13 protein-coding genes are annotated in these 19688 nt (G+C 38.0%); 11 read left to right on the top strand and 2 right to left on the bottom strand.

What is annotated here, in order from left to right; translation table 11 throughout:
• Positions 1 to 6: 6 nt before the first annotated feature.
• The 4 genes from OQ267_RS07165 to OQ267_RS07150 all read left to right on the top strand — a co-directional run bounded on the left by OQ267_RS07165 (position 7) and on the right by OQ267_RS07150 (position 6964).
• Positions 7 to 1512 carry a TPM domain-containing protein gene (locus OQ267_RS07165; RefSeq protein WP_265835390.1) on the top strand — a complete coding sequence of 502 codons (1506 nt, stop codon included), beginning with the start codon at positions 7 to 9 and terminating at the stop codon, positions 1510 to 1512.
• A 55-nt stretch (positions 1513 to 1567) separates the two neighbouring features.
• A complete protein-coding gene (locus tag OQ267_RS07160) occupies positions 1568 to 2626 on the top strand; it encodes an SH3 domain-containing protein (protein ID WP_265835389.1) in 1059 nt (352 codons plus the stop codon).
• Positions 2627 to 2990: 364 nt separating this feature from the next.
• Positions 2991 to 4925, top strand: coding sequence for a 30S ribosomal protein S1 (rpsA, locus tag OQ267_RS07155; protein ID WP_029288947.1), 1935 nt, complete (start codon positions 2991 to 2993; stop codon positions 4923 to 4925).
• 374 nt (positions 4926 to 5299) lie between these two features.
• Complete coding sequence (locus OQ267_RS07150) at positions 5300 to 6964, top strand: beta-N-acetylhexosaminidase (protein WP_265835388.1); 1665 nt, start codon at positions 5300 to 5302, stop codon at positions 6962 to 6964.
• On the opposite strand, the gene OQ267_RS07145 is transcribed toward OQ267_RS07150, so the two are convergent.
• A complete protein-coding gene (locus tag OQ267_RS07145; RefSeq protein ID WP_265835387.1) occupies positions 6961 to 7887 on the bottom strand; it encodes a helix-turn-helix transcriptional regulator in 927 nt (308 codons plus the stop codon). The two genes, OQ267_RS07150 and OQ267_RS07145, sit on opposite strands and share 4 nt — an antisense overlap.
• Positions 7888 to 8140: 253 nt before the next feature.
• Here OQ267_RS07145 and OQ267_RS07140 point away from each other — a divergent pair, with 253 nt between their 5' ends.
• The 7 genes from OQ267_RS07140 to OQ267_RS07110 all read left to right on the top strand — a co-directional run bounded on the left by OQ267_RS07140 (position 8141) and on the right by OQ267_RS07110 (position 17994).
• Positions 8141 to 9646 carry an aldehyde dehydrogenase family protein gene (locus tag OQ267_RS07140; protein ID WP_265835386.1) on the top strand — a complete coding sequence of 502 codons (1506 nt, stop codon included), beginning with the start codon at positions 8141 to 8143 and terminating at the stop codon, positions 9644 to 9646.
• A 149-nt stretch (positions 9647 to 9795) separates the two neighbouring features.
• Complete coding sequence (locus tag OQ267_RS07135) at positions 9796 to 10170, top strand: DUF779 domain-containing protein (RefSeq protein ID WP_265835385.1); 375 nt, start codon at positions 9796 to 9798, stop codon at positions 10168 to 10170.
• A gap of 106 nt (positions 10171 to 10276) precedes the next feature.
• Positions 10277 to 10483: a hypothetical protein gene (locus OQ267_RS07130; RefSeq protein WP_265835384.1), complete on the top strand. Its 207-nt coding sequence runs from the start codon at positions 10277 to 10279 to the stop codon at positions 10481 to 10483.
• Between the two features lie 789 nt (positions 10484 to 11272).
• Complete coding sequence (gene pyrR, locus OQ267_RS07125; RefSeq protein ID WP_088300974.1) at positions 11273 to 11827, top strand: bifunctional pyr operon transcriptional regulator/uracil phosphoribosyltransferase PyrR; 555 nt, start codon at positions 11273 to 11275, stop codon at positions 11825 to 11827.
• Positions 11828 to 11920: 93 nt separating this feature from the next.
• Positions 11921 to 12850: an aspartate carbamoyltransferase catalytic subunit gene (locus OQ267_RS07120; protein WP_010600217.1), complete on the top strand. Its 930-nt coding sequence runs from the start codon at positions 11921 to 11923 to the stop codon at positions 12848 to 12850.
• 418 nt (positions 12851 to 13268) lie between these two features.
• A complete protein-coding gene (locus tag OQ267_RS07115; protein ID WP_265816954.1) occupies positions 13269 to 16292 on the top strand; it encodes a tetratricopeptide repeat protein in 3024 nt (1007 codons plus the stop codon).
• Between the two features lies 1 nt (position 16293).
• A complete protein-coding gene (locus tag OQ267_RS07110; RefSeq protein ID WP_253248993.1) occupies positions 16294 to 17994 on the top strand; it encodes a TonB-dependent receptor in 1701 nt (566 codons plus the stop codon).
• 90 nt (positions 17995 to 18084) lie between these two features.
• On the opposite strand, the gene OQ267_RS07105 is transcribed toward OQ267_RS07110, so the two are convergent.
• Positions 18085 to 19686 carry a SusD/RagB family nutrient-binding outer membrane lipoprotein gene (locus OQ267_RS07105; protein WP_265835383.1) on the bottom strand — a complete coding sequence of 534 codons (1602 nt, stop codon included), beginning with the start codon at positions 19684 to 19686 and terminating at the stop codon, positions 18085 to 18087.
• Positions 19687 to 19688 lie beyond the last annotated feature (2 nt).

Here is a 19688-nt window from a genome sequence, read left to right as displayed (position 1 = left end):
AGATAAATGATACGCCTACCCCATTCTTTCATCAAAAATTTTATACCTGTTATATTTTTATTTATAACGACAATTGCTTTCGGACAAAAAGCTTATACCGTAGCAGAACTTCCAGATCCTAAAAAACATGGCGGAGGCTGGGTCAGTGATCCCGATCAGATTTTAACACCTGACGATATTTTACAGATTAACAGCACGATCTCTACATTCGAAAGCAAAACGAATGTTCAGGTAGCTATTGTCATCGTGAAAGATTTTGACCACAATCAGGAAGATTTCGATTTTGCTTACCACCTTTTTAACACATGGGGAATTGGATCAAAAACCAGCAATAATGGTTTACTTTTATTTATAGCTAAAGACCGCCGCAAGTACCGGTTTATCACCGGAACGGGGATTGAAGGTGTTCTACCCGACGTAAAGCTTAAACACCTGGCAGAACAAAATTTAATTCCGGCTTTCATGGAGAATAATTTCGGCACCGGCATTATCAATACCATTGATGCTATTGGCATAATTATTTTAAATCCAGATAACCACGCAGAACTAAATCAATTTTTCACACAAAAGGACAGCAATAGTTCATTAGAGAACTTTTGGATTCCCATGTCGCTCATCATTTTAGGCTTTTGGATCACTTTTAAAATCATAAACAGGGAAGATAAAAATGAAAAGAAATCAAAATCTTCAAAACAGGAAAGTTATGATCCTGCGCTTATTAAAGGCTGTGCCGGCTTTATTTTTTTTGGTTTCCTTTTAGTATTCGCCATAGTATTTTTCGGGGGGTTCGATCTTATTGAAAAAATAAAACTAGCCCAAATACCTATTATTGCTTTTATTATTTTATCCATCATGCTTTTCTTCAGGTATTTGTTTTTCATTGCCTCCATCAGAAATCAACACCAGGACGATAAAAATTTCTTTAATGCAGTTAAGGCTTTTCATCAGAAAAACTGGTGGCTAATCTTTTTTTCTCCGTTCATCATCTTTGCGATCATCAGGCACCTGATCAAGAGAGCTAAAACTAATGATCGTTTTAAGCCTGTGTTAGATAGCAAAAACGACGAGATGATACGTGTTGATAGGGATATTAACATAGAGGGAAGTCCTTATTTAACACCAGGGCAACGTAAAGAAGAAGTGGAGAAAGTATACGATTACGACATTTGGGAAAATACCGAGAAAACAGAGCATGTTATTAAAAAATGGCCTGCTGAAAAATTCGACGGTTATTTGGAGTGCCCGGCCTGTGGATTTAAAACCTACAAATTAAATAAAAAAATCACAACCAAATCTGCAACCTATAGCCATGAAGGACAAGCCAAAATCATTAATGAGTGCAGCTTCTGCAAAAAAACTGAGTTTATCAGATGGATCACACTGCCCATGTTGGTTAAGTCAAGCAGCTCATCATCGGGTTCATCTTCATCAGGCAGCAGTTCTTCAGCATCCTCTTCAAGTAGCTGGGGCGGTGGCAGCAGTAGCGGTGGCGGCACCGGGGGAAGCTGGTAAAGGCTTACTTTTAGATTCTTTTCTGTGCTAATCAAAACTATTTTATAATTTTGGCATGCTTGGCACAATGTCTGCGCTGAGCGTAATTGCCAAATCATTCTTTACAGATTTGCAGAATCCCAATATTATGACCAGAATTTTCTTCTTAGTTATTGCGCTTTTTATTTTTTCCAGCCAGGTAATGGCTCAGGATTTATACCGTGTAACTGCGGATAAACTGAGGGTTAGACAATCCAAAGACGCAAACAGTAAAGTAATTGCCAATATTATCCAAAATGAAAAAGTGACCATTTTAGATGCCAGTGATGCCAAATTTTATAAGATCAAACTTCGCAATAAAGAAGGCTGGGTAAGTAAAGATTTTCTTGAAAAAATTGCTGCACCGGCCCAGGCTGAACCAGCAAAAACCGGAACAACAGCACCTGCTGCAGTTGATACGACAACGTCTGCGAATAAGGATATTTACAAGGCCACTACAGATAACCTAAGGGTAAGATCAAGTGCAGACCCGAAAAGCAAAGTAATCGGATACCTACCTGAAAATGAAAATGTTGCCGTTCTGGATTCCTCCAACACGAGTTATTTCAAAATTAAAGTGTCAAATGGTGAGGGTTGGGTAAGCAAAGCGTTTTTAGCCAGGGTATCACCCGTAAATAAACCGGTTGCGAAAAAACCTGCGGTATCGGTTGAAGTACCGCAGATTGCCAAAGATTATTCAAACATCATTCTGTTTGCCATTGTTGCACTGGTTTTTGGCACCATTCTTTATTTTATTTTTAAATATTCCAATCAGAATAAAATACTGATCGGCATTTCTGCAATAGTGGTTCTGGTAGTGGTTTATTTTTGCTTTGTTACATTTATACAGCCCAAAACAGTTTCAGGAACTTATATCAGCGATAGCGACACCCAATATAAAACTTTCGACTTTGGTATACAGGATTCTGTTGTGGTAAAAGATACCTATACTGATTCTACTTTTAAAGCAAAGTATGTGATTGAAGGCGATATGATCAAACTTTATGATCAGCAAAATATGATTTTACTGTTGATCAGGGATGAAAAAACGCTGGTTGGAGAAGGTTTCACAAGGGGGACTTTTAAGAAGAGATAAATCTGGATCATAATATTAATTATCTTTAAAAGCTATTGTTGATAACAATGAGTATTTTTTTTGCAAAGCCTTCGTTTATAAACCCGGTAGAGCAGATAGCCCACAGCGCAGCGAGGACTATAAGCGATGACGGGACTACTGTATCCGAAGAATTACTTCACCTTCATTTACAAAAAATCAAGAAAAATCACATTCATATTATTTGAATTTTACAATTTAGATGCTGAAATAAATGCAGCATGACGAGTGGTAGAATCTTAATAACCTAAAAATCAGCAACATTTATTAAAAAAATCTTTTCTATTAATTAAAATATTTTTACCTTTGCAATCCCTAAATAGGGAAAAAAGGAGATAATTAATTAATGGCTAAAAAACAAGTAGCAGAAAAAGAATTAGCAGCTAAAACAGCTGAACTTCAGGGAGAAGGCGGACGCCTGACTGAAAAAGAAACGATTGAATCAGAAGCTGATTCAGTTTCAATCGAATCGATTAAATCATCATTAGCAACACCAACCGAAGATTTCGACTGGGATGCAGATGAAAAAGTTTTTGGTAATTACAATGATGCAGACCGTAAAAAGTTTGAAGATATGTATGCCGGAACATTCAATCAGATCACTAAAGGTGAAATCATTAGCGGTATCGTTGTTTCTATTAACAACAAAGACGTCGTATTAAACGTAGGTTTTAAATCAGACGGTTTAGTTTCTACTTCTGAATTCCGTGATACACCAGATCTTAAAATCGGCGATTCAGTTGACGTTTTCGTTGAAGCACCAGAAGATGCTAACGGTCAATTGATCCTTTCTCGCAAAAGAGCAAAAACCCAAAGATCATGGGAAGCGATTAACGAGGCACTTGAAAATGATAGAATCATCAACGGTTTCGTTAAGAGCCGTACTAAAGGTGGTTTAATTGTTGATATCATGGGCGTTGAGGCTTTCTTACCAGGATCTCAGATTGATATTAAACCTATCCGCGATTACGATGTATACGTGGGTAAAACAATGGAATTTAAAGTTGTTAAAATTAACCATGAGTTTAAAAACGTAGTTGTTTCTCATAAAGTGTTAATTGAAGACGATTTAGAAAGCCAAAAAGTTGAAATCGTTTCTAAATTAGAAAAAGGACAAGTATTAGAAGGTACTGTTAAAAACATTACTGACTTCGGTGTGTTCATCGATTTAGGTGGTGTTGATGGTTTACTTCACATTACTGATATTTCTTGGGGCCGCATAGAGCATCCGAAAGAAGTATTATCATTAGATGAAAAAATCAACGTGGTTGTTTTAGATTTCGATGATGAGAAAAAACGTATCGCTTTAGGCTTAAAACAATTAACGCCACACCCTTGGGAGAATTTAGATGCTAACTTAGCTGTTGGTTCTAAAGTAAAAGGAAAAATCGTAACTGTTGCAGATTACGGTGCTTTCTTAGAAATCATCCCTGGTGTTGAAGGTTTAATTCACGTGTCTGAAATGAGCTGGTCGCAAAACTTAAGAAATCCACAGGAGTTCTTAAAAGTTGGTGATGAGATCGAAGCTGAAGTGTTAACTTTAGACAGAGACGAGCGCAAAATGAGCTTAGGTATTAAACAATTATCTAACGATCCATGGCAAGAAGTAGCTGCTAAATTCCCGGTTGGAAGCAAGCACCAGGCTACTGTTAAAAACATGACTAACTTCGGTGTCTTTGTTGAAATCGAAGAAGGTATTGATGGTTTAATCCACATCTCTGACTTATCTTGGTCTAAAAAAGTAAACCACCCTAACGAATTCACTAAAGTTGGTGATGTATTAGACGTAGTTGTTTTAGAATTAGACGTTGATAACCGCAAACTAAGCTTAGGTCACAAACAATTAGAAGAAAACCCTTGGGATACTTTCGAAACGATCTTTACTTTAGATTCGGTTCACCAGGGTACTGTTGTTAAAGTAACTGATAAAGGTGCTGTGATTGCTTTACCATATGGTGTAGAAGGTTTCGTACCAACTAAACACATGGTTAAAGAAGATGGTACTTCAGTTAAAGCTGAGGAAACCAATGACTTCAAAATCATTGAATTCAACAAAGAAGCAAAACGTATCGTAGTATCTCACGCCCGTATCTGGGAAGAGGTTAAAGCTGAAGCGGTAGCAGAAGAAAGAAATGCTAAGAAAAAAGAAGCTAAAGCTGCTGTAACTGCGGTTAAAAAAGTTAAAGATTCTGTAGAGAAATCTACTTTAGGAGACTTAGACGTATTGGCTCAATTGAAATCGCAATTAGAAGGCGAAGAAAGCAAAGCTAAAAAAGGCTAGTTCTTTTTAACTGAATATATTCATCCCGATAGCGAAAGTTATCGGGATTTTTTTGTGTTCAAAGTTTTCGTCATTGTGAGGAGGCTTTTCAGCCGACCAAGCAGTCTTATTTTCATTCACTATATAAGAAATGTAAGAACATTAAAGAAATTTACAAGATAAGCTTATATTTTTCTTAGATTCCTTATATCGTCAATCATAATTAGAAAACCAAAGTAATAGCTCATCGGCAACTCCTGCCCCGCTATACTTGCTGCCGTGAAAAACGGCATTCATCCTATCGGGTTTATGTAACATCAGTAGTTCGTTCTGCCCAACCATTTCCTTTCATCCGCCTATAATTATTACTTTTGAAAAGGAAAATCCCTTTTATAATGAAGAAATTTATCTTTTTGTTTCTAGTCTTAAATGCTTTCAAACTTTCTGCACAGGAAGTTAATATCATCCCGGTACCTGTTCAACTCGATATAAAAAAAACTTCACCGTTTACCATCGATCAAAACACACTGATTATTGCGCCTGACTCTCTAATTAACAGCATCTCGTTTTTCACAGATTATCTTTCAAAATATTATGGCATTGTGATCGGCAGAGATAGTACTTCCAATAAAAAAGACAACGTCATCAAGCTGCAAGTAAATACGATCAAAACCTTAAATCCAGATCGGTATGAGCTTTTTTCAGATGATAAGCAAATCCAAATCAGTGCTTCTTCTCCAAAAGGAATTTTCTACGGCATCCAAACGTTAATTCAACTGCTCCCCTATTCCCGTAAAGCTTTTCCTGTTCAAATTCCTTCGGTTTCTATTGTCGATTATCCACGCTTCGATTACAGGGGAATGCACCTGGATGTGAGTCGCCATTTTTTTGATGTAGCTTTTGTAAAGCAATACATTGATTATTTAGCACTTCACAAAATGAATTATTTCCACTGGCATTTAACTGATGACCATGGATGGAGAATCGAAATAAAAAAATACCCAAAATTGACAGAGATAGGTGCCTGGAGAGAGGGCAGCATTATAGGTTTGTGGCCTGGAAAAGGGAATGAAAACATTAAATATCAGGTATTGCCAACGGAAGTGAAAATTACGCCAAAAGACGCTGTGATCAAAACAGACGGCATTAAACACGGCGGATACTATACCCAGGAACAGATTAAAGATGTAATTGATTATGCGGCTAAGCGCTACATTACCATTATCCCGGAAATTGAAATGCCTGCACACAGCATGGCTTTACTTGCCGCCTACCCCGAATTAGGAACAGAGCCAAATAAAAAATACGAAGTTGCCCAAACCTGGGGCATGATGAACAAATACAACAATGTACTACAGGCTTCTGACACGACATTCAAATTCCTGGAAAATGTATTAACTGAAGTGATGGATTTATTTCCATCGCCATATATTCACATTGGTGGTGATGAAGCTGCTAAAGTTTGGTGGAAACAATCGGCCGTTTCGCAACAGATTATGAAAACAAATGGCTTAAAAACAGAAAGCGAGCTACAAAGTTATTTCATCAGAATGATTGAAAAATTTGTAAAAAGCAAAGGCAAAACCATTATTGGCTGGAATGAAATTTTACAGGGTGGCCTGGCCCCAAACGCGGTTGTAATGAGCTGGCAGGGCGAAAAAGGTGGCATTGAAGCCGCAAAGCAAACCCATAAAGTAATCATGACTCCTGAAGACAAGTTTTATTTTAACCATGCCCAATTTGTCCAGGAAGATAGTTTAACGGCAGGCAAAGCTTCCCTCCTTGCTGATGTTTACCAGTATGACCCTCTTCCTGCCGAATTAAATACCGAACAAGCAAAATACATTTGGGGCGGGCAGGGTTGTTTGTGGAGTGAGTACATCACCAATCCCGTAAAAGTACAATATCAGCTTTTCCCAAGGTTAGATGCGCTGAGTGAAATTTTGTGGAGTCCGAAAAACAAACGAAATTATCCGGATTTTAAAAAACGTTTGAAAACTCAATTTAAACGCTATGATTTGATGGGCATTACCTGTTCCGAAAAATATCTGGAAAATTAATGAATGAGCTGTTTTGACATTTGTAACTGATAGTTACCAGGTGTAATACCAACAACCTTTTTAAAAATTCTGATGAAGTAATTGGCATCATTAAATCCAAGTTCATAACTAATTGAAGTTACCTTTGCCCCAGATTGCGCCAGTAAAACCTTTGCCCTATTTATTTTCTCAGTCAGGATAAAATCATTCGGACTAATGCCTAACTCCCTCTTAAATAACCTGTAAAAACTTGCTTTGCTCATACAGGCTTTATCACTTAAACTCTTGATACTAATTTTCTCGCTTAAATTTGATTTAATATAATTCAATACAAAGGCCAGTGGATTTTGGTTAAGGTTATAGGCCTCATCAGTGATGGTTTTGAAGTTTTGCATTTGCATAATCCTGACTAAAAGTTCTTTGAGGGTTAAATCTGCCAGAACATCTTTTTCTTTTGCGCCTTCTGAACAAATCCTGATTACTTTGTTAATGAGGTATGCAATTTCTTCATTGTTGTAAAAATGATATTCATCGTAATTTAACAACCATTTTTCATCGCTTCCCTCTTTAGGAAAGAATTCGTTCAGGTAAGCTATTGTTTTTTTAATCTGATCCTGATCTATAGCGAGTGCTATACACTGTGTCGGACTACGGTGGCTTGCTTCCGGAAAATCAATTTTCATGGTTACAGAAGGCGGAACAATAACCGTTTGCCCTGGAAAATAATCAAATCCATTTTTATCGAAGAGATGCATGACCTTTTTGCCTCTTAACATACTTGTAATGACGAAATCTTTAAAAGTTAGCGGCACCAGGTAAGATTCTGCATAAGTTTCAAAAACGTTTAATTCGCAATGTGATAAAGTATATGAAGTTCTGTTTTCAACTAATGTTTGTAATTTTTCGATTTTACTTAAACTGACCTGGTCTAATATATGTGGCATAACAATAAAGATTTTGGTTAGAGCGCATTGCTGATTACTCAAATATATAGATAAGTATTTTCACAAAGGCCATACAGACTGCAACAATAATGCTATTACTTGATGCAATTATACTACCTCTACAGGCAGATTTACCATTAGGTTTGTATTAACCAGGTCTTCATTCGCTAAAAATCATGATGAGCAATTCGATCTAAACCTGATTTAGTGAAATGCTTTTGGTGTTTTTATCATTAAAAAATCAATAATAATTATGGAAAATTTAATCGAGAAACCGACATTTAAATCCCATTACGATAACTATATCGGCGGAAAATTCGTAGCGCCAGTAAAAGGTGCCTACTTTGATAACATCTCTCCGATTGACGGAAAGGTTTTTACAAAAGCCGCTCATTCTACCAAAGAAGATTTAGAACTTGCTGTAGATGCCGCACATGAGGCTTTCCAAACTTGGAGCAAAACTTCATCAACCGAACGGAGCATCATTTTGAATAAAATTGCTCAACGTATGGAAGATAATTTAGAATATCTTGCCACTGTAGAAACGATTGATAATGGTAAGGCCGTTCGTGAAACATTAGCTGCAGATTTGCCTTTAGGTATTGATCACTTCAGGTACTTTGCTGGTGTAATCCGTGCGGAGGAAGGCTCACTTTCAGAATTGGACGCCAATACGGTTTCGCTAATTGTACACGAACCAATTGGTGTAGTCGCGCAGATTATCCCCTGGAATTTCCCGCTGCTAATGGGTATCTGGAAACTGGCTCCTGCCTTAGCCGCAGGTAATTGTGTGGTCTTAAAACCAGCAGAAAGCACACCAATTTCCATCATGGTTTTGATGGAACTCATTGGTGATTTATTGCCTCCGGGCGTAATCAATGTCGTAAACGGTTTTGGCGCAGAACTCGGACGTGCATTAGTTACCAATCCTAAAGTTTCAAAGGCAGCTTTCACCGGATCAACACCAACAGGTAGATTGGTGATGCAATATGCAACTGAAAATATTATCCCGGTTACTTTAGAGTTGGGTGGAAAATCGCCAAACGTTTTCTTCAGTTCTGTGATGGATGAAGATGATGCGTTTTTAGATAAAGCAGTAGAAGGTGCGGTGATGTTTGCCTTAAATCAGGGCGAAATTTGTACTTGTCCATCGCGTTTGTTAATTCAGGAAGACATTTACGAGAAATTTATTGCAAAGGTAATTGAAAGAACGGAGTCGATTAAGATCGGTAGTCCCTTGGATAAAACCGTAATGATGGGTGCACAAGCTTCAAAAATTCAGTTCGAAAAGATTGCTCAATATATCAAATTAGGGAAAGAAGAAGGTGCCGAAGTATTAACTGGAGGGGAAGTAAACGAACTTCCTGGTGAGCTTGGCGGTGGATATTATATTAAGCCAACCATTTTCAAAGGGCATAACAAAATGCGGATTTTCCAGGAGGAGATTTTTGGTCCGGTGCTGGCTGTAACCACTTTTAAAACAGTTGAGGAAGCGATAGAGATCGCGAATGACACACTTTACGGTTTGGGTGCAGGTGTTTGGACCAGAGATGCACATGAGCTTTACCAGGTGCCGAGGGCCATTCAGGCTGGTCGCGTTTGGGTAAATCAATATCACTCCTATCCTGCAGGTGCGCCATTTGGGGGGTATAAACAATCGGGTGTGGGAAGAGAAAATCATAAAATGATGCTCGGTCATTATCGCCAGACTAAAAATATGTTAATCTCTTACGATAAAAATAAATTAGGTTTCTTTTAGTTAGATCATGGTTTATGGTGAATTAGCTTATAGCCTGGTGTTTCTTAAGAACGTAATCATGAGATAAATGAGACGAATATCACGGCTATAAACCATGAACCATATAACTATCAAAATATGAACCGACATAAAACCATCTATACACTATTATGATAGCGCGAATAGACAGTACAGGGAAAGCTAAAGAGCTGATTGCAATTCTTAAAGAAAAACATGGGGAGCTCATGTTCTATCAAGCCGGAGGATGCTGCGAAGGCACACAACCCCAATGCTTCGAAAAAGGTAGCTATTATCTACGCATGAGAGATGTTTGCCTTGGAGAAGTAGAAAGTTGTGAATTCTGGGTGGACAGAGATCTTTTTGAATATTGGAAATTTTCGCACTTTACACTGGATGTTTTGGATGGTTTCGGCGTTGGCGGATTTTCATTGGAAACACCTTTGCAAAAAACTTTCAAAATCCATTATCGCCTTTTTACTGAAGAAGAACTTAAAAATCTGGTACCCGTTAAAACTGCAGATTAAATACTATTTTTTCTTTTAAGGTCAGTTCGGCATAATCCGGCTGACTTTTTTATTTTATGGCAATTGGTATTGAAAATAAATACAATCTTTGCATCAAATTATAACCATGAGAAAAGTTTTTGCAGTTGCTTGCACCATCCTCACCTTATTTCTTTTAAAAGAAACCGTGAATGTTTTTATTACCGATGAAGCAGATATTGTGAAACAACGTGGAATTTTCATCGTGATTTGGCTAAGCATCTTTATTCCGTTTTTAATCTTAAGTCTTTGGTTATGGTCACCTAAAAACAAGGACCGAGATACAGAACAGTAAGCATTAATCTATCGGTCCTTGTCCAGACGAACGAAACAAAGAATCAAATTTATTTATAGTTTCAAGCTTGGCCATTATAGTCCGTTAAAATTTCTATTGGTGTAACGCAAATCAATAAAAAGGTAGGACGAAAGGCAGAAGTTTATTGATTAAGATAATCGCTATTGCCCAAATAATTATCCCGTAGATTTAGAGGACTTCCGCAGAAGCGAATAGTAAAAATCTGCGAAATCACTTTGATCTGCGGGCCAAAGCCAGACATAACCTTATGTCCATTTTACAGCGCACGAGTTAGCTTATTTAATTCAATATTTATTATAACGAACTAAGAAATAATCGCTATTGCTTAAATAATTATCCCGTAGATTTAGAGGACTTCCGCAGAAGCGAGCAGCAAAACCTGAGAAATCACTTTGATCTGCGGGCAAAGCCAGGCATAACCTTTTACAGCGCAAGATTTAACTTATTTAATTCAGTATTTATTAACGAACTAAGAAATAATCGCTATTGCTTAAACAATTATTCCGCAGATTTAGAGGACTTCCACAGAAGCGAATAGTAAAAATCTGCGAAATCACTTTGATCTGCGGGCCAAAGTCAGGCATAACCTTATGTCATTTTACAGCACATGATTTAACTTATTTATCGGTCCGGTGTCACACCGACCGAAAACAAAAAATTAAATTTTAAATGTTGCTACAGAAGAATTTAGCATACAAACTACAAAACAATAAGCATCTAACTTTTCTACCTTAAAACATTTTTCTATATTTGCCCAATCCTTCTCCAATGCAAAAGAAAACAATCTTTGACGGACAAAAAATTCAGATTACAATTAAGCGGCTTTGCCATCAGTTAATTGAAAATCACGACGATTTCGCAAATACCGTTCTAATTGGCATTCAGCCAAGAGGAATCTTTTTGGCTGACCGGATTCACCAGGAACTGCAACTCATTTTAAAAAATAAAAAAATCCTTAAGGGCAATCTCGACATTACCTTTTTCAGAGATGATTTCCGCAGAAAGGATGGTTTGGTAACAGCAAGCAGCAATTCCATCGACTTTATTATCGAAGGAAAAAAAGTTGTACTGATTGATGATGTATTATGGACTGGCCGAACCATCAGGGCAGCACTTGATGCCTTGCTGGCATATGGCCGTCCGGAAAAAGTAGAACTGCTGGTGTTAATAGACCGCAGATTTAGCAGGCATTTACCCATCGAACCAGATTATACGGGCCATGTGGTAGATAGCTTAAATTCACAACAGGTGAAGGTTACCTGGGCAAGCGAAGGAGCAGAAGACAAAGTGATTTTATTATCTGAACCACCCTTGCCAAAATAAGCACAAACGCTTTACGGAGGGTATTTTGGCATAGAGCGCTATCTGACAGTTAATAACATTATAATAAACAGATAAAAAACAATACTATAGAAAATGGCAGCAGACAAACTATCAACCCGACATCTTTTAGGCATTAAAGATATTAACCGGAATGATATCGAATTGATTTTCGAAACTGCAGATAATTTTAAGGAAGTAATTAACAGACCAATCAAAAAGGTTCCTTCACTTCGTGACATTACCATTGCCAATATCTTTTTCGAAAACTCTACCCGAACAAAACTTTCATTTGAACTTGCTGAAAAGAGACTTTCGGCTGATGTGGTTAATTTTGCAGCCTCTTCCTCCTCTGTAAGTAAAGGCGAAACACTGATTGACACCGTAAATAACATCTTATCGATGAAAGTGGATATGGTAGTGATGCGTCACCCTTATGCCGGTGCAGGTCAGTTTTTGAGTAAACACGTTAAAGCGCAGATCGTAAATGCCGGAGATGGGGCACACGAACATCCAACACAGGCTTTGCTTGATGCTTTCTCTATCCGTCAGAAATTAGGTGATGTTTCCGGAAAAAAGGTCGTCATTGTTGGTGATATTCTCCACTCCAGGGTAGCCATCTCTAATATCCTTTGCCTGCAGCGTTTAGGTGCAGAAGTGATGGTATGCGGACCGACAACATTGATACCAAAACACATTCATCAACTGGGCGTAAAGGTAGAACATAACCTGATCAAAGCGCTAAACTGGTGTGATGTAGCCAATATGCTCCGCATTCAACTCGAGCGTCAGGACATTAAATATTTCCCGTCATTACGGGAATATGCGATGATGTACGGTCTAAACAAACAGATTCTGGATAACCTTGATAAAGAAATTATCGTCATGCACCCTGGCCCGATTAACCGAGGCGTAGAAATTACCAGTGATGTAGCCGATAGCAAACAATCCATCATCCTGGAACAGGTAGAAAATGGTGTGGCGGTAAGGATGGCAGTGCTTTATTTACTGGCAAGCCAGGGTTAAGTTTGGAGTTTTGAGTCCAAAGTCTAGTGGCCGGCATTAGTATTAGTAGTGGGTTGTAAAAAATATTCAGGAATTGAAAGCATGTTTCCGGACCTGACAGAGATAATTAATCTTCAGCTTCTTTACTCTAATGGCGGATGCGGCGACACAAATAAACAACTGTACCAATGACGAATGACCATTGAACTCCTGGCCGAAATAAATCTCCTTTTTCAACAATCAGATCTACCCTGATACCAAACTAAAAAACCTTTCGTTAAAGTGTGTTATTAACAGATGTTAATTACTTATGTTGATAAACAGCAATACTATTTTTAATTTAGTACCAACCCTATTTGAAACCGATGGAACCTTTAAGCCTTAATCTCCTGCAATTATGGATTATAACGGCATCATCTCATGAAAAAGATATAGCATAATGAAAAAAAAATACTTATTAATTCCGCTACTTTTGGCAGGAAGTTTTAGCTCGTATGCACAGGTTAGTGCCGTCCAAAACCTCAATAAAAACTATCAAACCGGCTTAGAATTATTAGATAAAGAAAAATACACTGCTGCGGCACAACAGTTTAAGCTGGTAGAACAGCATCTTTATAAACCCTCTACCCAGACAGAGAGTAATGCCGAATTATCCCTGTTAAAAGAGAATGCAAAATTTTATGCTGCAGTTTGTGCACTTGAATTAACGAATAGCGATGCAGAAAGCTTGTTTCAGGCATTTATACGCGATTATCCACTCAATCCAAATACCAAACTGGCCTACTTTTACGTGGGTAAAACTTATTTCGGACAAAAAAACTATCAAAAAGCTTTAGAATGGTTTGAAAAAACTGATCCCTCAACGCTTTCTGCCAAGCAGAGAAACGAATACCAGTTTAAGCAGGGTTATTCTTATTTCGAATTAAAACAATATGATAAGGCCGAACCTTTGTTTGAGCAGGTGAAAAAAGAAGAAGGCGATTTCCAGGAAAGTGCCACCTATTATTTCGCCTACATCAATTACCTGAACAAGGAATACAAAACGGCATTGGCCAACTTCGAAAAGTTAAAGGGCTCTCCAACTTATGAAGCGAGTTATCCTTATTACATCACTTCGATGTATTATTTGGATGAACGCTATGATGATGTGATCAGCTATGCGCTAGAATCGATTCAAAAAACGAAGCAACAGTTCGAACCGGAAATGCTGAGCCTGGTTGCCGCTTCTTATTTCGCAAAATCAGACTTTAAAAATGCTGAAAAATATTTCGCTGAATTTTATGCGAAAGACAAAAACGACACCAAAAACAATCTTTTTATTTATCAGTATGGTTATTCCCTGTTGCAAAATAAAAAATATAAAGAATCTGTAGCGGTACTCGAGAAATTAAATTCGGACGATGTTTACCTTCAAAACGGAATGCATACCTTGGGTAAAGCATTTATCCAGCTCGGTAATAAACAAAAAGCACAAAGCGCTTTTTTCAGGGCTTCACGTTTAGATTTTGATAAAGGCATTCAGGAAGAAGCCTGGTTAAGCTATGCCAAGCTGAGTTACGAACTGGATTTCCATCAACAGGCTTTGGAGGCCACACAAGGTTTTTTAAAGGCTTTTCCTAAATCACGTAAAATAAATGAAGCCAAAACCTTATTAGGCGAAGTTTTATTAACCACTAAAAACTATCAGGCCGCAGTAGATATCTTGGAGCCTATTCCGGATAAAACTTTAGAAGCCAGAGAAGCCTATCAGAAGGTGACTTATTTCCGGGGTTTGGAATTTTATAACGAGCGGGCATTTCCTAATGCATTATCCATGTTTTTACGTTCAGATAAATATCCTGAAGATAACGAGATCTATGCATTAAACACCTATTGGAAAGCTGAATCGATGTATGAGTTACGTAAATTCGGTGAAGCAGTATCTACTTTTGAGAAATTCCTTAAACTGCCTGGTGCAGACAAAACAGGTGTTTATAATTTCGCAAATTATGCCTTAGCCTATGCTGCTTTTGAAGATGAAAAGTACAGCAAAGCCGCTAATTATTTCGAGAAGTTTTTAGCCGGAAATGATAAGGACCAGAAAACAATTGACGATGCCACCATCCGTTTAGCCGATTCATACTTTGTGAATAAGAGCTACGGTCAGGCGATGAGCAATTACAATAAAATCATCAGCAGACATACTTCTTCAGAAGATTATGCAACCTTCCAGAAAGGAATGATCCAGGGATTGGAAACGCAATACGATGCAAAAATTGCCACCATGCAAAGTTTGTTATCACAGTTTCCAAATTCGAACTATGCTGATGATGCGGGTTTTGAAACGGCTTATACCTATTTTAACAAAGGTGATTTTGATAAATCTAAATCTGATTTAGTGGCTTTAGTAGCCAAATACCCACGAAGCAGCTACGTACCAAAAGCTTTGGTAACGATTGGTTTGGTTCAATATAACCAGGATCAGGATGATGCGGCTTTAGAATCCTTTAAAAAGGTAGTGACAGAATATCCTGCCGTAGATGAATCCAAACAGGCAATGGAATCCATCAAAAATATTTATGTAGACCGTGGCGATGCAAATGGATTCATCAACTATGCAAACACCACTCCACTTGGAAATTATTCTAACACGGAGCAAGACAACATCATTTTTGCCGCAGCAAACAACCTTTACTTAAAGGGCGATGCCAATGGTGCTTTTCAAGCCGTAAACGCCTACTTTGATAAATTCCCAAAAGCCATTCATACTAAGGAAGCCAAATTCATCAGGGCAGAATCTTTAGTAAAATTGAATCGTCCGGATGAGGCCATTGCAGATTATGAATTTATTTTGAACGACTGGACGAGCGATTATACCGAACGTTCGCTCGTGAGCATTTCCCAGTTGTTCCTGAATCAGAAAAAATATAACGAAGCCATTGTTTATTTAAAACGTTTAGAAACCACTACTGATTACAAATCTCACTATGGTTTCGCCATCAACAACCTGTTAAAGGCTTACACCGCCCTGAACATGCCAGATGACATGATTAAATATGCACAGCTGACGAAAGAATCGGAAAAAGCTTCAGAAGAAGAAAAAAATAGTTCTGGTTTATTCTCTGGTAAAGCTTATTTACTGAAAGGTGATACCACCGCTGCAGTAAAAGAATTTAAAAATGTAGTGGCTAAAACCAAAACCATTGCTGCAGCAGAGGCAAAATACAATCTTGCGCTGGTAGAATATAACAAAGGCGATTACAAAACATCTTCGAAAACCTGTTTCGACCTGGTTAACAACATGGCATCTTATGATTATTGGGTAGCGAAAGCATTTATCCTGTTATCAGATAATTATGTTGCATTGAAAGATAACTTGCAGGCAAAAAGTACGCTTTTAAGTATCATTGATAATTACGAAGGCAAGGATGATATCATCCCAACAGCCAAAGAGAAACTAGAAAAACTAAACCAGAAGAAGTAAGATGATGAAGTCAATTAAATATATATATAGTTCACTGTTTTTTATAGCTGCCGGATTAATGACTGTGCAGGCGCAGGAAAAAAAGACAGAGGAAAAAGCAGTGGTTAATGAAGAGATTGAAGTGGTTCGTCCGTACAAGCCTATCTTGGCAGAAGCAGTAAAACTAAGAAGGAGTCCGAACCTGGATGACGTAAAAATCTACAAAGCAAAACTGAATTACAGCATTACTGACAGAAAGCTGGAAATTAACAGCGATATCCAAAAATTACAGGCACAAGCTGTAGCGGATGAAAAAGAAAGTATCTTAATTAATAATTATGTTAAAGGTGGCATAGGTAACCTGGGTACCATTTTTGGCGAAGCTTATTTTAATAATGGAAAAGATGAAGGTTTGCAGTTTGGTGGTTATTTCAAACACTTTAGTCAGGAAGGGAAACTAAACAAACAAAACAGCAGTGACCAGCAATTGAGTGTTTTCGGTCGCAGCATTTTAGATCAGCACACCGTAAGTGGTCGCATTAATGTTCAGCGTCATGGAACAAATTTTTACGGAATTGATACCGACAGACCAACCTTTAATACAGACCCTCAGAAACAGGCATTAACATTTGTAGAACTGGAGGGTGAGTTGGTAAAAAACTTTACTGAAGATCCGGATGCTTTAAGTTATGCGCTGAAAGCCAATGGTTATATCTGGTCGGATAAATTTGAAGCAAAAGAAAACTATTTAACCTTAAACGGTTATCTAAACAAAAGAATCAGTTCTTTTAACTTAGGTTTGGCTGCGTCTACAGAATTTGGAAATACTAAAGATGCTTTGACCAGTGTTGGTAACAACTTACTTCGTTTAAATCCATACATCCGCTTGCAGGTTAAGGGGGCAAAAGTAACCGCTGGGGTAAACTTCGTTCAGGAGTTTGGTGCTTTCAGCAGCACAAGGATCTTCCCTGCTGTTACAGCTGATTTCACTTTAATTCCGGATTATTTACAAGTTTTTGGGGAAGTAAAAGGTGATGTGAACAGAAACTCTTTAAGAGGTTTTACAGAAGAAAACCCATGGTTAAATAGTAATATCCTGATTAAAAACACGGTTGAAAAATTGAGTTTCAGTGCAGGGATTAAAGGAACTGGTGGCCCCGGCTTTGGTTATAAAGCAAGAGTATATGTTAAACAATTTGATGACATGCCGTTGTTCATTAACAACTTTGATAACCTGAACAAATTTGACGTGATCTACGATTTCGGCAAAACCAAGTTAACGGGTATTGAAGGGGAGCTTTCGGTACAGGTAAGTGATGCTTTAAAATGGACTGGAAAGTTAAATGTTGACGATTGGAAACCTGCTCAGGAAACTTACTCATGGTTTAAGCCAGGACTAAAGGTTAGTTCGAACTTCCTTTATACTTACAATAAAAAATTAAGTTTCAACGCTGCTGTAGTAATTCAGGATGATGTGAAAGCAAAAGTAAACGTACAAACGCCGGTAAATCCTTTGCAATATTTGGTACCGAATACCGGGATCGAACGTATCGAAACAGTTAAAGGTTTCGTTGATTTAGGTATTGGTGCAGATTATAGAATCAATAATAAATTCTCTGTTTTTGCAAAGGCCAATAACCTTTTAAATAGTAAGTATAACAGATTTTTGTATTACCAGGTAAACGGTTTAAACATTTTCGGCGGATTGACTTATTCGTTTTAATAAGCGTTAAAATTTATCAAAAAGCGGCAGTATCATGGTACTGCCGCTTTTTGATTTTAGCTATATCCTGACAAAAGACGAGAATGATTTTTAATGATCCCACCAAACCCTCGAAGTCAGTACATCTCCACCTGGCATCCTACTTACGGCATCTCTGTAATTTTGTGGATTATTCAGAATCTCTGTTGAGAGGTAGATCATTCGCCTCGGAATAGTAGCATTCGTTACGTTTCCTCTATAGTTCACCGGAACCAGCTTAGGATAATCACTCCGCTTCCAGTTTAACCAGGCTTCAATAAAATTAAAGTTAGTGCCCGTAGCAATCCAGTATTGTGTATTTATATTATTTAGTGACGCTTCTGCACTGCTTTCATCAAGCAGATTTTGGCTAACGAAATGGTTAATACTGGTTGCATTTACTGTAGCTAATGGATCTAATTGAGCAAGAGACTGGATAGCACCCGCTAGTCCATTGGCATAGTGAATTGGTGCAGTTCCTTCAATATTCCATCCCCTTACTTTAGCTTCTGCCAATAGAAACTCAGTTTCTGCGTAGCTTAATATAAAAATTGGTCCGCCGAGTTTGAGGTATACATTGGTGCGTGGCCTGGAATATTTTCCAAGCGGAGCAAAATCACTTCCACTCCCTGTACCGCCGGGATAATCTGGAGCCTGACTGATATCCGTAGCTCCGCCTTGTAAATCATATCCATTCGGAAGCCCCAGCTGAACACTTGCCTCTGTATTTCCGGTGAGGTTTTGATCTGCGCTTTTTGCCAGTCCATCATTAGGCACTTCTCCTATTACGCCGAGCCTGGGGTCATTCGTCTTGCGGAGCTGATCAATCAATGTTTTGCTCCATCGCACTTCGAGATAATCTGAATAAGTTCTGAGTGCAAGTGAACTTCCATTCTGGCTCTCAAAAGAAGAAGCATCAGTAATTAAAATTGCATTATCACTAATGTTAGCAAAGGTTTTACCCGCTGCCTTTTCAGCCCAGACTTTCGCCTTTTCCGGATTTACTTTTGTTAATCTCATGGCAATACGGAGCATTAAAGAATAACCAAACTTTCTCCATTTATTGATATCGCCTTTGTAAAAAAGATCGGCAGTGGGTCCGGGTTTATTCGAATCAAGCTGGGCTGTTGCAGTTTCGAGATCATTCAGCATCTGGTTATAAATAGCTTCCTGCCGATCATAAACCGGAAATTTGATTCCTTCGATCGCTTTTGCCGCTTGCGTGTAGGGTACATCTCCGTAGGTATCAGTAATTCGTTGTAAAATCAATACAAACATGATATCGCCAATTGCTATTAAATTTTGATTGGCGCCCGGGTTTTTCAATTTCGCCAGTCGCTGCATCTCCCGGATATAGGAGGCATCTTTATAACCTTCGTCAAAAATCCTACCCTGATAATCGGTAAAACTGCCGACATTTATGTATTTATCGCCATTGTTATAATAATTGTAAGTAGAAGCAAACAGTTGCATCATCGTACTTTGATACAACAGCTGGTAATAACCGAGATTGGCATATTTCAACTGCGCCTGCGAGAGTAAATTGTTAGGATCGAAATTCTCTTCGGTAAGTTTGGTTGGGTCAGTATTAATCTTATCCAGTTTCGACTTTGAACAACCATTCATTAAAACGAGAAATGAAATTCCTATTGCACCTATCCTTTTCCAATTCATGG

It is taken from the genome of Pedobacter sp. MR22-3 (genome assembly GCF_026240075.1).
Classification (GTDB): domain Bacteria; phylum Bacteroidota; class Bacteroidia; order Sphingobacteriales; family Sphingobacteriaceae; genus Pedobacter.
Note: the sequence above shows the minus strand (reverse complement) of the source record. Positions and strands in the feature narration are given on the sequence as shown.